Origin of the sequence: Knoellia aerolata DSM 18566, from assembly GCF_000768695.1 — a bacterium.
GTDB classification, from domain to species: Bacteria; Actinomycetota; Actinomycetes; order Actinomycetales; family Dermatophilaceae; genus Knoellia; species Knoellia aerolata.
This window is the reverse complement of the sequence record NZ_AVPL01000005.1, coordinates 40521-54635: the sequence shown is the minus strand read 5'-3', so window position 1 is coordinate 54635 and position 14115 is coordinate 40521. Positions and strand designations below refer to the sequence as shown.

Below are 14115 nucleotides of genomic sequence, written 5' to 3'. Positions count from 1 at the left end.
CGCCAATTCCCCCGTTGGGCACGGACACGCGGTGTGCCGAACGGGGGATTGGCGAGTTGAGCGCGGGGTCAGAGGGTCAGAGGGTGGCGAGGCGGAGGTTGCTCATCTCGTCGGGGTAGTGGCGCTTGATCCCCACCTTGTGCTCGAGGTCCGCGATGATCGGCGTGGCGTAGTCGTGGCCGTAGAGGGACTGGCAGGAGCCGAGCCCGCCCGGGCTGAAGACGTTGACCTCCATGAGCTTGTCGCCCACGATGTCGAGCCCGACGAGGAACATGCCGTCGGCCACGAGCTTGGGCCGGACCGCCTCCACGAGCTCGAGCATCTCGTCGGTGACGGCGACCTTGCTCGCCTTGCCGCCCGCCGACATGTTGCTGCGCAGGTCCTCGCTGCTGCTCTTGCGGCGGAAGGCGGCGATCCGGCCGTCCACCTCGAGCGGGCGTCCGTTCATGACGAACATCCGGACGTCGCCGTCACTGGCGGCGGGCAGGTACTCCTGGGCCACGACGTACCCGTCCCGGGCGATCGCCTCGATGATCTGGCTGAGGTTGGGCGACTCCTCGCTGTTGACGAGGAAGACCCCGCTGCCACCCGATCCCTGCAGCGGCTTGAGCACCGCGCGACCACCGAGGTCCGAGATGAAGCCGGCGATCCGGTCCTCGTCGCGGGAGATCAGCGTCTGCGGCCGGACCGCCTCCGGGAAGTGCTGGAAGTACGCCTTCGAGAGCGCCTGGGCGAGGTTCGTCGGGTCGTTGACGACGAGCACACCCGACCCGGCGAACAGCTCACCGAAGGCCACGGCGGCGGTGTTGGCCCACGGGCGGGCCTCCGCGTCATCCGCCGGGTCGTTGCGCAGCATGACGACGTCGAACTCACCGAGCGGGAGGCGCTCCTCCACGTCGGGCTTCTGCACGTCGCCCAGGAACCTTTCGAGCGAGCGGTAGCTCTTGCCCTTGCCGCCAGCGCGGACCCGCGCCGTGAGCGACCCGTCCGGCTCGTACGCGAAGTCGCCGATGCCCATGAGGAACGCCTCGTGGCCCATCTGCGTGGCCGCCATGGCCAGCCGCGTCGTGGTGTAGAGCGGCGACTCGCTCATGACGTCGTTGACGACGAAACCGATCTTCATGCTGCTCCTTTGATGAGCTGCGCGACGTCGTCGGCCTGGTCGGCCGCGGCGACGAGCCGCTCGGTCGATGCGGGGTCCTCGAGGTAACGAGGGATGAGACGTGGGGGGTGCAGGACACCGCGCTCGTCGAGCTCGCGGATGAGCGGCAGGTCCTCGAGTGAGAACTTGCCGAGCCAGAGCAGGTCGAGGTCGCCGCCGCCGCGCAGGTGGACGAGCAGCGCGACGAGGCCGCGGAGGTAGATCGCGTCCTTGCTCAGACCTCCGGACCGGTACGCGCGCATCGTCGTCGTGAACGCGCTGCTCTCCGGGAAGCCCTCGTCGACGAGGGCACGCCACGCCTCCACGAAGGAGGCGCCCGCGTGCATCCGGTGGACGGTCAGCACGCGAGCAGCGAGCTGCCGCAGCCGGAACGGGGTCAGCTCGCCGCACCCGATCTCGGCAAGCACGGCCAGACCCTCCTGCGTCTCGTCGTAGCCGGCGAGCCCCGCGCCGAGGACGCGGACCGGCTGGGCGGCGCCGTTGACCTGGGTGACGAGGTGGGTGCCGACCTCGTGCTGGATGAGCGCGTTGGCGCGGGCGCGCTGGACCGCGGCGTCGTTGTCGATGAGGAGCGTGTTGCCGCTGACCATGACCCCGTTGACGTCGTCGCGCATCTCCGCGTGGATGTCGATCTCGGGGTCGATCGAGCGGTAGTGGTCGATCTCCAGCTGGGCGAGCTCGAGGAACTCCGGCGCCGAGAGGCTCGCCCCGGCGCTCTCGACGCGGTGGACCCGGCCGAGGATGTTCTCGGCCTGCTTGCGCAGCTCCGGGGACGCCGCGCCGTAGAGCTCGATGCTCAGGGCGCTGAAGTCGTCGGTGTCCCGGGCGCGCAGCATCTCGATCTGCAGCCCGAGCTCGCGGTGCTTGGCCCGCAGGAGGTGCCCGAGTGTGGCGTCCTCCACAGACGCGACGTCGATGTTCTCGAGCGCCTTGGCCAGCACGTCCGGCGAGATCTCCAGGGGTCGGTAGGTGAACGAGGGCTCGCCGACCCGCCCGTCGACAAAGGCACGCCGCACCTCGTCGGCGTTGACCGGCGTCACGTCGAGGAGGAACTGCATGCCCCCGGCGGTCTGCGCGAGCACGTGGTCGATGGCCAGGTCGGCCACCGAGAAGTGCTCGCTGCTCATCGGTCGCGCCCGGCGGAGGCCAGCGCGCGCAGCACCGGCTCGACGGTCCCGGCCAGCCCTCGCGACAGCGTGGCGATGCGGGCCCGGTCCGGCTCGCCGGTCCACTCGTCCATGTAGGTCTTCTTGAACTCCAGCGCCAGCGCGACGCCGTGGTCGGGGTAGCGCTCGTGCACCCAGCCAGCGAGGTTCGCGCCCTGGAACCGCACGTTCTCGCGCACGTCGATCTCACCTCCGGCGGTCCCCGTCCCCGACAGGGACTCGATGAAGGCGTCGACCACGTCGCCCCAGCGGTCGCGGTCGAGCGACCCGGTCCCGACGTTGACCTCCGGGTTGTCCTCGGGCTCGGCCTCCGGTTCGTCGGCGCCGTCACGGCGGTGGTTGTACGAGTGCACGTCGTAGAGGACGAACGGGCCGCGCGCCGCCATCTCGTCGAGCCGCTCGCCGAGCCGGGCGTAGAAGTCGTCGTGGACGGCGAGGCTGCGCTCGGAGACGTCGTCCGGCAGTGGTGACTCGCGCCAGACCTCGAGGCCCCAGCAGTCCGACGGCCGGCGGTAGACCGCGGCATCCCGCTCCCGGTTGAGGTCCACCTCGAACCGCGACCGGTGCACGACGAGGCGCGCGGGGCACAGCGAGGCGATCTGCTCGGTGAACGGGTCCTCCTCGCGCAGCCGCGTCTCCTCGTCGAGGACGATGAGGTCGGCCGTCTCGTCCCGCAGGTCGTGACCCGCGTGGATGGAGGTGGCGACGAGCTGGCCGCTCCAGTCCCCGGCGAAGGTGAAGGCGTCGCGGGAGGGGTTGTCTGACATGCGTTCCTGTCTACCTGACCGGGTGACGCCCCATGGCTCCAAGCACCCGCCGATCTTCGGCGCCGCACCGCCGGCGGCGGCTACGGTGACGGTGTGGCGAGACGAGATCGGCGACCGCTCGCGGTGGCCGCGGCCACCGCCGTCCTCACGCTGGGCGCCGTTCTCGCGGCAGCGCGGTGGGGGTGGCTCGGCCCGGACGTCGGCCGCGGTGACGAGTTCTGCGAGGCCGCCCGCCCCGGCTGGATCCGCCAGCCGGCCAACACCTGGAGCAACCTCGGCTTCGTCGTGTCCGGGCTGGCCGTGGCCGGCCACGCGGGCAACCGCGCCCGCCTGGGGCTCACCCTCGGCAGGCACCCCGGCCTCGCCACCGCCTTCGCCGCGCTCGTCGTCCTCCTCGGACCGGGGAGCATGGCGATGCACGCCACCCAGAGCGACCTCGGCGGGCACCTCGACCTGCTCAGCATGTTCCTCGTGTCGGGGTTCGCCCTCGCCTACGCCCTCATGCGCTTCCTGCGGAAGGGCCCCGCGTTCTTCGCCGTCGTCTTCGCCGTGGCGGTGCTCTCCGGGATGGCCGTCGACCTGCGCGGCGGCACGATCCCCGTGCTCGGCCACGCCGGGAACGCCGCCTTCGCGGTGCAGCTCCTGGTGACGGTCGGCTTCGAGGTGGCTCTCGTCCGCCGGCCGGGGGCGCACCAGGACCGGTGGTGGGCGCTCGCCGCAGTCGGGACCCTCACGGCCGCCTTCGCGATCTGGACGACCGGGATGCGCGGGCACGCGTGGTGCCGCCCCGACGCGCTGCTCCAGCAGCACGGCGTCTGGCACCTCATGTGTGCGGCCGCGGCCTTCCTGCTCTTCCGCCACTACGCCGCCGAGCGGACCCCGTGACGCGAGCGCACGGCATACGAAGGATCTCGTATGCCGCGCGCTCGCGGTGCGCTGTGCGCTCGCTCAGATGAGGCCGAGCTCCCTGACGGCGTCGCGCTCCTCGGCGAGCTCGGCCACGGAGGCGTCGATCTTGCCGCGCGAGAACTCGTCGATCTCGAGGCCCTGGACGATGGACCACCGGCCGTCCTTGACGGTGACGGGGAAGGAGGAGATGAGACCCTCCTCCACGCCGTAGGAGCCGTCGGAGCGGACCGCCATCGAGACCCAGTCGTCGTCCGGGGTGCCCTGCACCCAGGTGCGGGCGTGGTCGATGGTCGCCGACGCGGCCGACGCCGCCGACGACGCGCCGCGTGCCTCGATGATCGCCGCGCCGCGCTTGGCCACGGTGGGGATGAACGTGCCCGCCAGCCACTCCTGGTCCCCGACGACCTCGGCGGCGTTGCGGCCACCGACCTCGGCGTGGAACAGGTCGGGGTACTGGGTCGCGGAGTGGTTGCCCCAGATGGTCATCTTCTTGATCTCGGTGACCGGCACGCCGAGCTTGGCCGCGAGCTGGCTGATCGCGCGGTTGTGGTCGAGGCGGGTCAGCGCGGAGAAGCGCTCGGTGGGGATGTCGGGGGCGTTGCTCATCGCGATGAGGGCGTTGGTGTTGGCCGGGTTGCCGGTGACCGTGATGCGCACGTCGTCGGCTGCGACCTCGTTGAGCGCCTTGCCCTGCGGGGCGAAGATCCCGCCGTTGGCCGAGAGCAGGTCGCCGCGCTCCATGCCGGGACCGCGCGGGCGGGCACCGACGAGCAGGGCGAGGTTGACGCCGTCGAAGACCTTGGTGGCGTCGTCGCCGATCTCGACCTTCGCGAGCGTCGGGAAGGCACAGTCGTCGAGCTCCATGACGACGCCCTCGAGCGACTTCAACGCCGGGGTGATCTCGAGCAGGCGCAGCTCGACGGGGGTGTCGGGCCCGAGCAGGGCGCCGGACGCGATGCGGAAGAGCAGGCTGTAGCCGATCTGGCCGGCGGCGCCGGTGACGGCCACCTTGACGGGTGTCGCGCTCACGATGTGTACCTCTTCGTACGGGGCAGATGTGGTCGTTCTCGACGCTATCAGCGAGGGCCGGTGGGCCGCCCGTAGGGTGGAACCATGCGCGTTCTCGTCTCGGGTGGTGCCGGCTACATCGGCTCCCACACCGTCGTCCAGCTCGTGGCTGCGGGTCACGACGTGACCGTCGTCGACTCCTTCGCCAATGCCAAGCCGTCCGTGGTCGGCCGGCTCGAGGCCCTCACCGGCTCGCCGCTGGACGTGCGGTCCTTCGACCTCACCGACCGCGACAAGACCGAGCACCTCTTCGCGGGCGAGCGGTTCGACGCGGTGGTCCACTTCGCCGGCTTCAAGGCGGTGGGGGAGAGCGTGGCCAAGCCGCTGGAGTACTACGAGAACAACCTCGGCTCGACCTTCTCGCTGGTGCGGGCGATGCGCCGCCACGACGTCCGCAAGCTCGTCTTCTCCAGCTCGGCCACCGTCTACGGCGCCGACGCGGAGGTGCCGATGCGCGAGGACGCCCCCACCTCGGCGACGAACCCCTACGGCTGGACCAAGGTCATGGTCGAGCAGGTGCTGCGCGACGTCGGCGCGGCCGACCCGACGTGGCGGATCGCGCTGCTGCGCTACTTCAACCCGGTGGGTGCCCACCCGAGCGGCACCATCGGCGAGGACCCCAGCGACGTGCCCAACAACCTCATGCCCTACCTCGCCCAGGTGGCCGTCGGCCGGCGCGCCAAGCTGTCGATCTATGGCGGGGACTACCCGACGCCCGACGGCACCGGCGTCCGCGACTACATCCACGTCGAGGACCTCGCCGCCGGCCACATCGCGGCGCTCAACAAGCTCGCCACCGTCGGCGAGCCGGTGAGCACGTGGAACCTCGGCACCGGGCACGGCACGTCGGTGCTCGAGCTGCTGCGCGCGTTCGAGCGGGCCGTGGGCCACGAGCTGCCGCACGAGGTCGTCGCCCGCCGCCCGGGTGACATCGCCGAGTCCTACGCGGACCCGTCCAGGGCGGAGGCCGAGCTCGGGTGGAAGGCCACCCGCACCGTCGACGACATGTGCGTCGACACCTGGCGGTGGCAGAGGGACAACCCGCTGGGCTACCCGTGAGCATCGTCGACCCCCGATCTCCTTGCGTCCCTTGCGTCCCTTGCGTCGGCGGGAACGGTGTCTAGAGCCGACACGTCTGCAGACGCAGGCGTCGAGGTCGGCGGGGGCGGGCCATGTTGTCAGGGGATGACCGAGACGTCGGCGTTGCCGTCCATCTCGTCGGTGCGCAGGGCCTCGCCGAGCGTCGCGATGGCGGCCTAGTCGACGATGTCGATGTCGCCCACGTCGGGCGCCTTCCCGAAGCCGGAGAACGGCGCGGTGGTGAACACGACGTCGCCGCTGCCCAGACCACGCAAGGAGAGCGCCTGGCTGCGAGCTTTGACACGGGGAGGCCCTTGTCGACCACGAGGTTCGCGCTGGCGGCATCGACGAACCCGGCGAGCTTCACCCGGGTTGGCGACGACTCCCGGCTGATGGCCTTCATCATGAGCGCCTTGATGAACGCCTGCTTGCGGCCGCCGCGCGAGATGTCGCCCTCGGACAGGTCATATTTGTCGCGCACGAAGGCCAACGCCTCATCGCCGTTCAGGTCGTTCCAGCCCTCCCGGATGGTGAGCGTGCCACTCGCGTCGCTCGGCTCCTCGGCGTAGACACCGACACCTCCCACGGCGTCGGTCATCCCCTTGAGGCCCTTGAAGTCCGTCTTCGCGACGTGGTCGATCCTCGTCCCGAGCGGGTCTTGCAGGGTGATGACGAGGAGAGGAGCTCCGCCGTAGGCGTACGCCGCGTTGATCTTGTCCTTCCCCCGCCCGGGTATCGAGACGTAAAGGTCGCGCGGGAAGTGGATCAGGTAGGCGGACTGCTTGTCCTCCGGGATGTGCACCAAGAGCTCGCGCTCTGCCCGGGCAGCGCATCGGAGCCGATGACGAGGTAGTTCGTCCCGATGGCTTTGGGTGCCGCCGTGGCGGTCGAACCGTCCGGCGCCGTCGTGTCGGGAGGGGCCGCCTTAGGGAGTAGGCCCTCCTGGGTGATGTTGGCCGAGACCCGCTGCTTGACATACAGCGCGAACCCGCTGCCAGCCACGACGGCAAGGGCCACCACCGAGCCCAGCACCACGAGGATCCGGCGTCCCCAAGGGCCCCTCCCGTGGACGTCCGCGCGTGACCTACGGCTTGCTGTCGTGAAGTCGTCCAGCACCCGGCGAGTGTAGGTCGACTCGTCCACGACCGGTCGCACCCAACCGTTCGGGGCGTCAGCTGATCACGCCACTCGGCGCAGCCGTACGACGGGGATGACGCGCTCAGTCCGGTTCTGGTAGGCGCCGAAATCGGGCGCCTCGACGACGATAAGCGGCCACACGGCGTCGCGCTCGTCGCTCGTGAGGACCTGGGCCTCGACCGTGAACGTCTGGATGACCACCTCGACGTCGAAGCGCGGGTTAACGCGGACTTTGTGGAACCAGTCGGGGTTGTCGGGCGCTGCCTCGCTTCGAGGCGATGACGAGCATCGACCCGTCGTCCTGCGGGAAGTAGCGCAGCGGGTTGACCCGCACGGTCCCGGACTCGGCAGCGATGTGGTGGATGAGGATCATCGGCGCACCCTCGAACGGGCCGCCCACCAGACCCTCGTTCGCCCGGAACTCCGCGACGACGCCCTTGTTCCAGTCGCTCATGACTGGCACGCCACGGCAGAACCTGGTCCGTCCGCTCACAGCTGTGGGCATCCCGGGACTGACACGGAGACCGGCTCCAGCACAGTAACCGTCGTGACGGTTGCGTTGGGCTCGGCGAGTGTCGCGGGCACGCTGATGCGCGGGAACGTCGCAACGGCGCGGTAGTCATCCGGCACCCGGACGCCCCACGGCGCCAGCACGTCGTCGGTGATGGCGCGTCGCTGACCCGGCTCCCACAGGACGAGGGCTCGGGGAAGTTCGCAGCGCGCAGGTGCGATCGCAGTCCGTGCCGCGCCCAGGCTCTCCACGTACCCACCGAGCACCCAACCGGACGCCAGCGGCTGAGCTCCCCAAGCCCATACGACCCCGGGAGAGAGGCCGGTCAGGTCGAGCACCCGTGTGTCGCGGGTCACCCCGAGACGTTCGCCGACGGCCAGCAGCTCGGTCACGGCTCGGGCCTCGTCAGGCGGAAGTCGAAGCGTCACGCCGGAGAGAGAGACCTGGGTGACCTCCGTGTCGATGAGCGGCCCGCTGCGGTAGGGGTCGAGTGGCGTGATCACTGCTGCGACCAATGCAACGTATGCCGCCAAAGCACCTGCCGCCGCCGCCACAGGTCCGGTTGTGCCGACGAGCAGGACTATCGCGAGGAACCAGAACACGACGACCTGGCCGATCCAGAGCCACAGGTTGTTGTTGGTCCCGAAGGCATACGCCGCGGGGAGGCTTGCCAGCAGTACAGCGAGGCGGACGACGACCACGTCGGTTCGGCCTGGCCTTGCCCGGGCGCGTGTCGCCCCGATCGCCACCAACCCCAGGACCCCGAAGCCGGCGACTGCGCCGTAGGGCATCATGAGGTCGACGTCCGCGATCGTTCCACGGCGCCACCAGACAAAGAGGCTGACCAGGGCCGCTGCCACCGACACGCCCCCGAGTACCGTGGCGGCGGCGGGGTGGCGACGCTGTGAGAGCAGCCCGGCAGCTGCGCCACCAAGACCCGCCGAAGCGAGGGGCAGCAGCACCTGCCAATGGCGGGGGTAGACATCCCATCGAACGAGGTCCGCGTGCCCAACAGTGGCGTCGACGCCGCGGCTGACGATGTCGACGAGGCCGTGGAGGTGGCCCGGCACGAACAGAACCAGCAGAACCGACGGCACGACGAGGGCCACGATCGCCGCCACTACGGGCCGTCGGCCCATCCTTCGCCATGGGGTGGTTGCCAGGACGGAGAGGCCGAGGAGCAGCGCGGTCGTGGGCTTCGCAGTCACCGCTACAAACCCGGCCAAGCCGACGAGCGCCCCGCCGAGAACTGGTCGCCAATGACTCCACGCCAACGCGCAGCCGAGTGCCGCCATGGCGAGCGACACCCAGGCGAGGGTGTTGTACGACGGGGTGGTCGGGATCACGGAGAGCGGGACGAAGGCCAGGGCCGCGGTGACCGCGGCAAGGCAGGCGACCGCTGCGCGTGCTGGCGGCGCCTCTGATGCCTGCAAACGAAGAACCGCGAGACACAGCGCCACCGAGAGTGCGGTGACGACGGTGATCGCGACGAGGCGCAAGCCCACCACGGAGCCCCCGGTGACGCCATACATGGAGTGCCAGGTCCACCCGAAGAGCAGGGCTGTCGCGGTCGTGTCACCGGGGTGGGCAATCTCCGTCAGGTAGTAGCCCTCGTCGGTGAGGTCGAGGCCTTGGGGGAGTGACCAGAGGAGTGCGATGAGACCGATGGTCGCGGTGATGCCAGGAACCAGCCATGGCGCGGCTGCCCCCAAGGAGTGGCGAATGGGGGCGGAGCGAGGTTGATTCGGCACTTTGTGCCGTCAACTCAGGGAGGCGAGGGCCTCGTTGAACGTGGCTGACGGGCGCATGACCGCGGTGACCTTGGCCTCGTCGGGGCGGTAGTAGCCGCCGATGTCGGCCGGGGAACCCTGGACGGCGAGCAGCTCGTCGTTGATCTGCTGCTCCTGCGCCGTCAGCGTCTCGGAGACCGTGGTGAACTTCGCCGCGAGGTCGGCGTCCTCGGTCTGCTTCGCCAGCTCCTGCGCCCAGTAGAGGGCGAGGTAGAAGTGGCTGCCGCGGTTGTCGATCTGGCCGACCTTGCGGGCCGGGCCCTTGTTCTCCTGGAGGAGGGTCTCGGTCGCCCGGTCGAGGGTGTCGGCGAGGACCTGGGCCTTGGCGTTGTCGGAGGTCGTCGCGAGGTGGCGGAACGACTCGGCGAGGGCCATGAACTCACCGAGGCTGTCCCAGCGCAGGTAGTTCTCCTGGACGAGCTGCTGCACATGCTTGGGCGCTGAGCCGCCGGCGCCGGTCTCGAAGAGGCCGCCACCGTTCATGAGCGGAACGACCGAGAGCATCTTGGCGCTGGTGCCGAGCTCGAGGATCGGGAAGAGGTCGGTGTTGTAGTCGCGCAGGACGTTGCCGGTGACCGAGATGGTGTCCTCGCCGCGGCGGATGCGCTCGAGCGACACCTTCGTCGCCTCGACCGGGCTGAGGATCTGGAGGTCCAGGCCGTCGGTGTCCTCGTCCGCGAGGTAGGTGCGCACCTTCTCGATGAGCTTGGCGTCGTGGGCGCGCTTCTCGTCGAGCCAGAAGATCGCGGGGGTCTGCGAGGCGCGGGCTCGGGTGACGGCGAGCTTGACCCAGTCGCGGATCGGCGCGTCCTTGGTCTGGCAGGCGCGCCAGATGTCCCCGGCCTCGACGTCGTGGGACATGAGGACGTCGCCGGCGGCGTTGACCACCTCGACCTTGCCGGCCTCCGCGATCTCGAAGGTCTTGTCGTGCGAGCCGTACTCCTCGGCCTTCTGGGCCATGAGCCCGACGTTGGGGACCGAGCCCATCGTCGTCGGGTCGAAGGCGCCGTGGGCGCGGCAGTCGTCGAGCACCACCTGGTAGACGCCGGCATACGAGCTGTCCGGCACGACCGCGAGGGTGTCGGCCTCCTCGCCGTCGGGTCCCCACATGTGACCGGAGGTGCGGATCATCGCCGGCATGGACGCGTCGATGATGATGTCGCTCGGGACGTGGAGGTTGGTGATGCCCTTGTCGGAGTTGACCATCGCCAGCTTCGGTCCGGCGGCGAGTCCTGCCTCGATGTCCTTGCGGATCTCGTCGCCGTTCGGGACGTCGGCGAGGCCGTCGAGGATGGCGCCGAGGCCGTTGTTGGGGGAGAGGCCGGCGGCCTCGAGGGCGGCGCCGTGCTTCGCGAAGACCTCGGGCAGGAAGGCCCGCACCACGTGGCCGAAGATGATCGGGTCCGAGACCTTCATCATCGTCGCCTTGAGGTGGACGCTGAAGAGGACGTCCTCGGCCCTGGCCCGCTCGATCTGCTCGGCGAGGAACGCGTCGAGCGCGGCGGCGCGCATGACCGTGGCGTCGACGACCTCGCCCTCGAGGACCTTGAGGCCCTCCTTGAGGACCGTCGTGCCCGAGTCGGACACGAGCCGGATGGTGAGGGTGTCGGCCGCGTCGAGGACGACGGACTGCTCGTTGGTGGCGAAGTCGTCCTGACCCATGGTCGCGACGTTCGTCTTGCTGTCCGGGCTCCACGCGCCCATGGAGTGCGGGTGGGCCCTGGCGTAGTTCTTCACGGCGGCGGGGGCGCGGCGGTCGGAGTTGCCCTCGCGCAGGACCGGGTTGACGGCGCTGCCCATGACCTTGGCGTAGCGGGCCCTGGCGTCCTTCTCCGCGTCCGTGCTCGGCTCGTCGGTGTAGGCCGGGAGGTCGAAGCCCTTGTCGCGCAGCTCCTTGATCGCGGCCTTGAGCTGCGGGACGGAGGCGCTGATGTTGGGCAGCTTGATGATGTTGGCCTCGGGCGTGGTCGCCAGCGCGCCGAGCTCAGCGAGCGAGTCCGCCGTCTTCTGGTCGTCGGGCAGCTGGTCCGCGAAGACCGCGAGGATGCGGCCCGCGAGGGAGATGTCGCGGGTCTCGACCTCGACTCCGGCGGTGGAGGCGAAGGCCTCGATCACCGGGAGGAAGGAGTAGGTCGCGAGGAGGGGTGCCTCGTCGGTGAGGGTGTAGATGATCTTCGCCATGCGTCGAACCTATCGAACGACGATGGGGTCGCGTCAGGCGGTGACTCAGGGGAGCGTCCGGCGGTGACGCGGGGGAGCGTCAGGTCGTGAGGCGCGGGGCGTCCGGGTCGACCCCGTCGGGCACGACGACGTCCTCGGCCCGGACCGCACCGCTGATGTCGCGGTCGCGGCGGTCGACACCCGTGATGAGGTGGAAGGTCGCCCCCGCGATGGCGGCGCCGACGATCGGCGCCACCCAGAAGAGCCACAGCTGGCCCGGGGCACCGTCGCCGTTGAAGAACGCGACCGCTGTGGAGCGAGCGGGGTTGACCGAGGTGTTGGAGATCGGGATGGAGATGAGGTGGATGAGCGTGAGGCAGAAGCCGATGGCGAGCGGGGCGAAGCCGGTCGGGGCGCTCTCGCGGGTCACGCCGAGGATCACGTAGACGAAGAACATCGTCAGCAGGACCTCGGCGCACAGGACGGCGAACATCGAGTAGCCGCCGGGGGAGTGCTCCGCGAACCCGTTGGCCGCCATGTTGCCGGTCGCGTCGAAGAGGTCGCGGCCCCGGGCGATGGCCCAGAGGGCGCCACCGGCAGCGAGGCCACCGAGGACCTGGGCGGCGACGTAGCCGGGGACGTCCTTCCACTCGAAGCGCTTGGCGACGGTGAGGCCGATCGTCACGGCCGGGTTGAAGTGGGCCCCGGAGACGTGCCCCACGGCATACGCCATCGTCACGACGGTGAGACCGAAGGCGAGGGCGACACCGAGGAAGCCGATGCCCAGGTGCACGGGAGCGCCCGAGCCGAGGGTCGGGGTCGAGAGGTAGCCGGCGGCGAAGATCGCCGAGCCGCACCCACCGAAGACGAGCCAGAACGTGCCGACGAACTCCGCCAGGAGGCGCTTGGACATCTCGGGGGTCACCATGGCGCCCATTGTGGCCCACCCGGGTGGCGTCGTGGGCGAGGCGCTAAGGGCGCCGCGAACGTGTCGACGGGCGCGACGCCCGGTAGGTTGGCGGCCGTGAAGATCTCCGTGGTGGGGCTGGGGTACGTCGGCCTGTCCAACGCCGTCGTCCTGGCCCAGCACCACGAGGTCGTCGCCGTCGACCTGTCCGCCGAGCGGGTTGCGCAGGTCAACCGCGGCGAGTCGCCGCTGGTGGATCCGGAGCTGGAGGAGTACCTCTCGCGCGGTGGGCTGTCGCTGCGCGCGACGACGTCGGCCGAGGAGGCGCTGCCGGGGTCGGACTACGTCATCGTCGCCACGCCGACGGACTACGACCCCGTCGCCAACTACTTCGACACGTCCTCCGTTGAGTCGGTCATCGCCTCGGTTGCCTTGCTCGTTCCAGCGGCGACGGTCGTCGTGAAGTCGACCGTGCCGGTGGGTTTCACCGAGCGGTTGCGCTCTGTGCATCCTGACCTCGACATCGTCTTCTCGCCGGAGTTCCTGCGGGAGGGGCGCGCGCTCCACGACAACCTGCACCCGAGCCGGGTGGTCGTCGGTGGCACCAGCGACGCGGCGCGCCGCTTCGCCGAGCTCCTCGTCGAGGGCGCCCTCGACGACGGCGTGCCTGTGCTCATTACCGAGCCGACCGAGGCCGAGGCCATCAAGCTCTTCGCCAACACGTACCTCGCGATGCGCGTCGCCTACTTCAACGAGCTGGACACGTATGCCGTGTCGCACGGTCTCGACAGCCGCTCGATCATCGACGGGGTCGGGTTGGACCCGCGGATCGGCTCGCACTACAACAACCCGTCGTTCGGGTACGGCGGCTACTGCCTGCCCAAGGACACCAAGCAGCTGCTCGCCAACTACAGCGACGTCCCGCAGAACCTCATCCGCGCCATCGTCGACTCCAACACGACCCGCAAGGACTTCATCTCCGTCGACATCCTGCGGTCCAAGCCGCAGGTCGTCGGCATGTACCGGCTCATCATGAAGGCAGGGTCGGACAACTTCCGAGTGTCGAGCATCCAGGGGATCATGAAGCGGATCAAGGCCAAGGGGGTCGAGGTCGTGCTCTACGAGCCCTCGCTCGAGGAAGACCGCTTCTACAACTCAGAGGTGGTGCGCGACCTAGACGAGTTCAAGCGGCGCTCAGACGTCATCGTCGCCAACCGAGTGAGCGACGCCCTCAACGACGTCGCTGACAAGGTCTACACCCGCGACCTCTTCGGCCGGGACTGACCGGGGACTGCTCAGACTCAAGGTGAACTAGACTCCGACACGAAACGCCTGCCGCCCCATGGCTCCTATACAGACGTTTGCCGATGCCGTAGGTCGAGCAGAAGGAGACCGGCAGTTGATCGACACAACTCTCTTCAATTGGGACTCAGCGTGACCCGGACGATGAGCAAGGTG

General features: G+C 69.6%; 14 protein-coding genes. 3 read left to right on the top strand and 11 right to left on the bottom strand.

Going from position 1 to position 14115, the window contains the following annotated elements; translation table 11 throughout:
* Window positions 1–76: 76 nt before the first annotated feature.
* The 3 genes from N801_RS03760 to N801_RS03750 are packed head-to-tail and all read right to left on the bottom strand — an operon-like array spanning window position 77 to window position 3095.
* The gene (locus N801_RS03760) at window positions 77–1123 is read right to left on the bottom strand and encodes a glutathione synthetase (RefSeq protein WP_035933024.1); all 1047 of its coding nucleotides are present in this window, start codon (window positions 1121–1123) and stop codon (window positions 77–79) included.
* Window positions 1120–2289 carry a peptidase MATCAP family protein gene (locus N801_RS03755; RefSeq protein ID WP_035933021.1) on the bottom strand — a complete coding sequence of 390 codons (1170 nt, stop codon included), beginning with the start codon at window positions 2287–2289 and terminating at the stop codon, window positions 1120–1122. The genes N801_RS03760 and N801_RS03755 overlap by 4 nt, the downstream gene beginning before the upstream one ends.
* Entirely contained in the window at window positions 2286–3095 is an 810-nt protein-coding gene (locus N801_RS03750) for an N-formylglutamate amidohydrolase (protein WP_035933019.1), read from the bottom strand. The genes N801_RS03755 and N801_RS03750 overlap by 4 nt, the downstream gene beginning before the upstream one ends.
* A 93-nt stretch (window positions 3096–3188) precedes the next feature.
* Here N801_RS03750 and N801_RS03745 point away from each other — a divergent pair, with 93 nt between their 5' ends.
* Window positions 3189–3980 carry a ceramidase domain-containing protein gene (locus tag N801_RS03745; protein WP_035933018.1) on the top strand — a complete coding sequence of 264 codons (792 nt, stop codon included), beginning with the start codon at window positions 3189–3191 and terminating at the stop codon, window positions 3978–3980.
* A 63-nt stretch (window positions 3981–4043) separates the two neighbouring features.
* On the opposite strand, the gene N801_RS03740 is transcribed toward N801_RS03745, so the two are convergent.
* A complete protein-coding gene (locus tag N801_RS03740; RefSeq protein ID WP_035933015.1) occupies window positions 4044–5033 on the bottom strand; it encodes a malate dehydrogenase in 990 nt (329 codons plus the stop codon).
* A gap of 84 nt (window positions 5034–5117) precedes the next feature.
* Between N801_RS03740 and galE the strand changes: the two genes are divergently transcribed.
* Entirely contained in the window at window positions 5118–6131 is a 1014-nt protein-coding gene (galE, locus tag N801_RS03735; RefSeq protein WP_035933012.1) for a UDP-glucose 4-epimerase GalE, read from the top strand.
* A 61-nt stretch (window positions 6132–6192) separates the two neighbouring features.
* Here the strand turns inward: galE and N801_RS20545 are convergent, their stop codons facing one another.
* From N801_RS20545 to aqpZ, 7 genes are all read right to left on the bottom strand, one after another.
* The gene (locus N801_RS20545) at window positions 6193–6954 is read right to left on the bottom strand and encodes an LCP family protein (RefSeq protein WP_169744202.1); all 762 of its coding nucleotides are present in this window, start codon (window positions 6952–6954) and stop codon (window positions 6193–6195) included.
* A complete protein-coding gene (locus N801_RS20540; protein WP_156996448.1) occupies window positions 6918–7268 on the bottom strand; it encodes a hypothetical protein in 351 nt (116 codons plus the stop codon). Before N801_RS20540 ends, N801_RS20545 begins: the two co-directional genes overlap by 37 nt.
* A 63-nt stretch (window positions 7269–7331) precedes the next feature.
* Window positions 7332–7490, bottom strand: coding sequence for a nitroreductase/quinone reductase family protein (locus N801_RS21705; RefSeq protein WP_281175658.1), 159 nt, complete (start codon window positions 7488–7490; stop codon window positions 7332–7334).
* 19 nt (window positions 7491–7509) lie between these two features.
* Window positions 7510–7743 carry a nitroreductase/quinone reductase family protein gene (locus N801_RS21700; protein ID WP_281175657.1) on the bottom strand — a complete coding sequence of 78 codons (234 nt, stop codon included), beginning with the start codon at window positions 7741–7743 and terminating at the stop codon, window positions 7510–7512.
* Between the two features lie 35 nt (window positions 7744–7778).
* Window positions 7779–9512, bottom strand: a complete 1734-nt coding sequence (locus tag N801_RS03720; RefSeq protein ID WP_156996446.1) for a hypothetical protein — start codon at window positions 9510–9512, stop codon at window positions 7779–7781.
* Between the two features lie 48 nt (window positions 9513–9560).
* Window positions 9561–11771, bottom strand: a complete 2211-nt coding sequence (locus N801_RS03715; protein WP_035933006.1) for an NADP-dependent isocitrate dehydrogenase — start codon at window positions 11769–11771, stop codon at window positions 9561–9563.
* Between the two features lie 79 nt (window positions 11772–11850).
* Window positions 11851–12687 carry an aquaporin Z gene (gene aqpZ / locus N801_RS03710; RefSeq protein ID WP_035933002.1) on the bottom strand — a complete coding sequence of 279 codons (837 nt, stop codon included), beginning with the start codon at window positions 12685–12687 and terminating at the stop codon, window positions 11851–11853.
* 87 nt (window positions 12688–12774) lie between these two features.
* Between aqpZ and N801_RS03705 the strand changes: the two genes are divergently transcribed.
* A complete protein-coding gene (locus N801_RS03705; RefSeq protein ID WP_035932997.1) occupies window positions 12775–13941 on the top strand; it encodes a nucleotide sugar dehydrogenase in 1167 nt (388 codons plus the stop codon).
* Window positions 13942–14115: the final 174 nt, after the last annotated feature.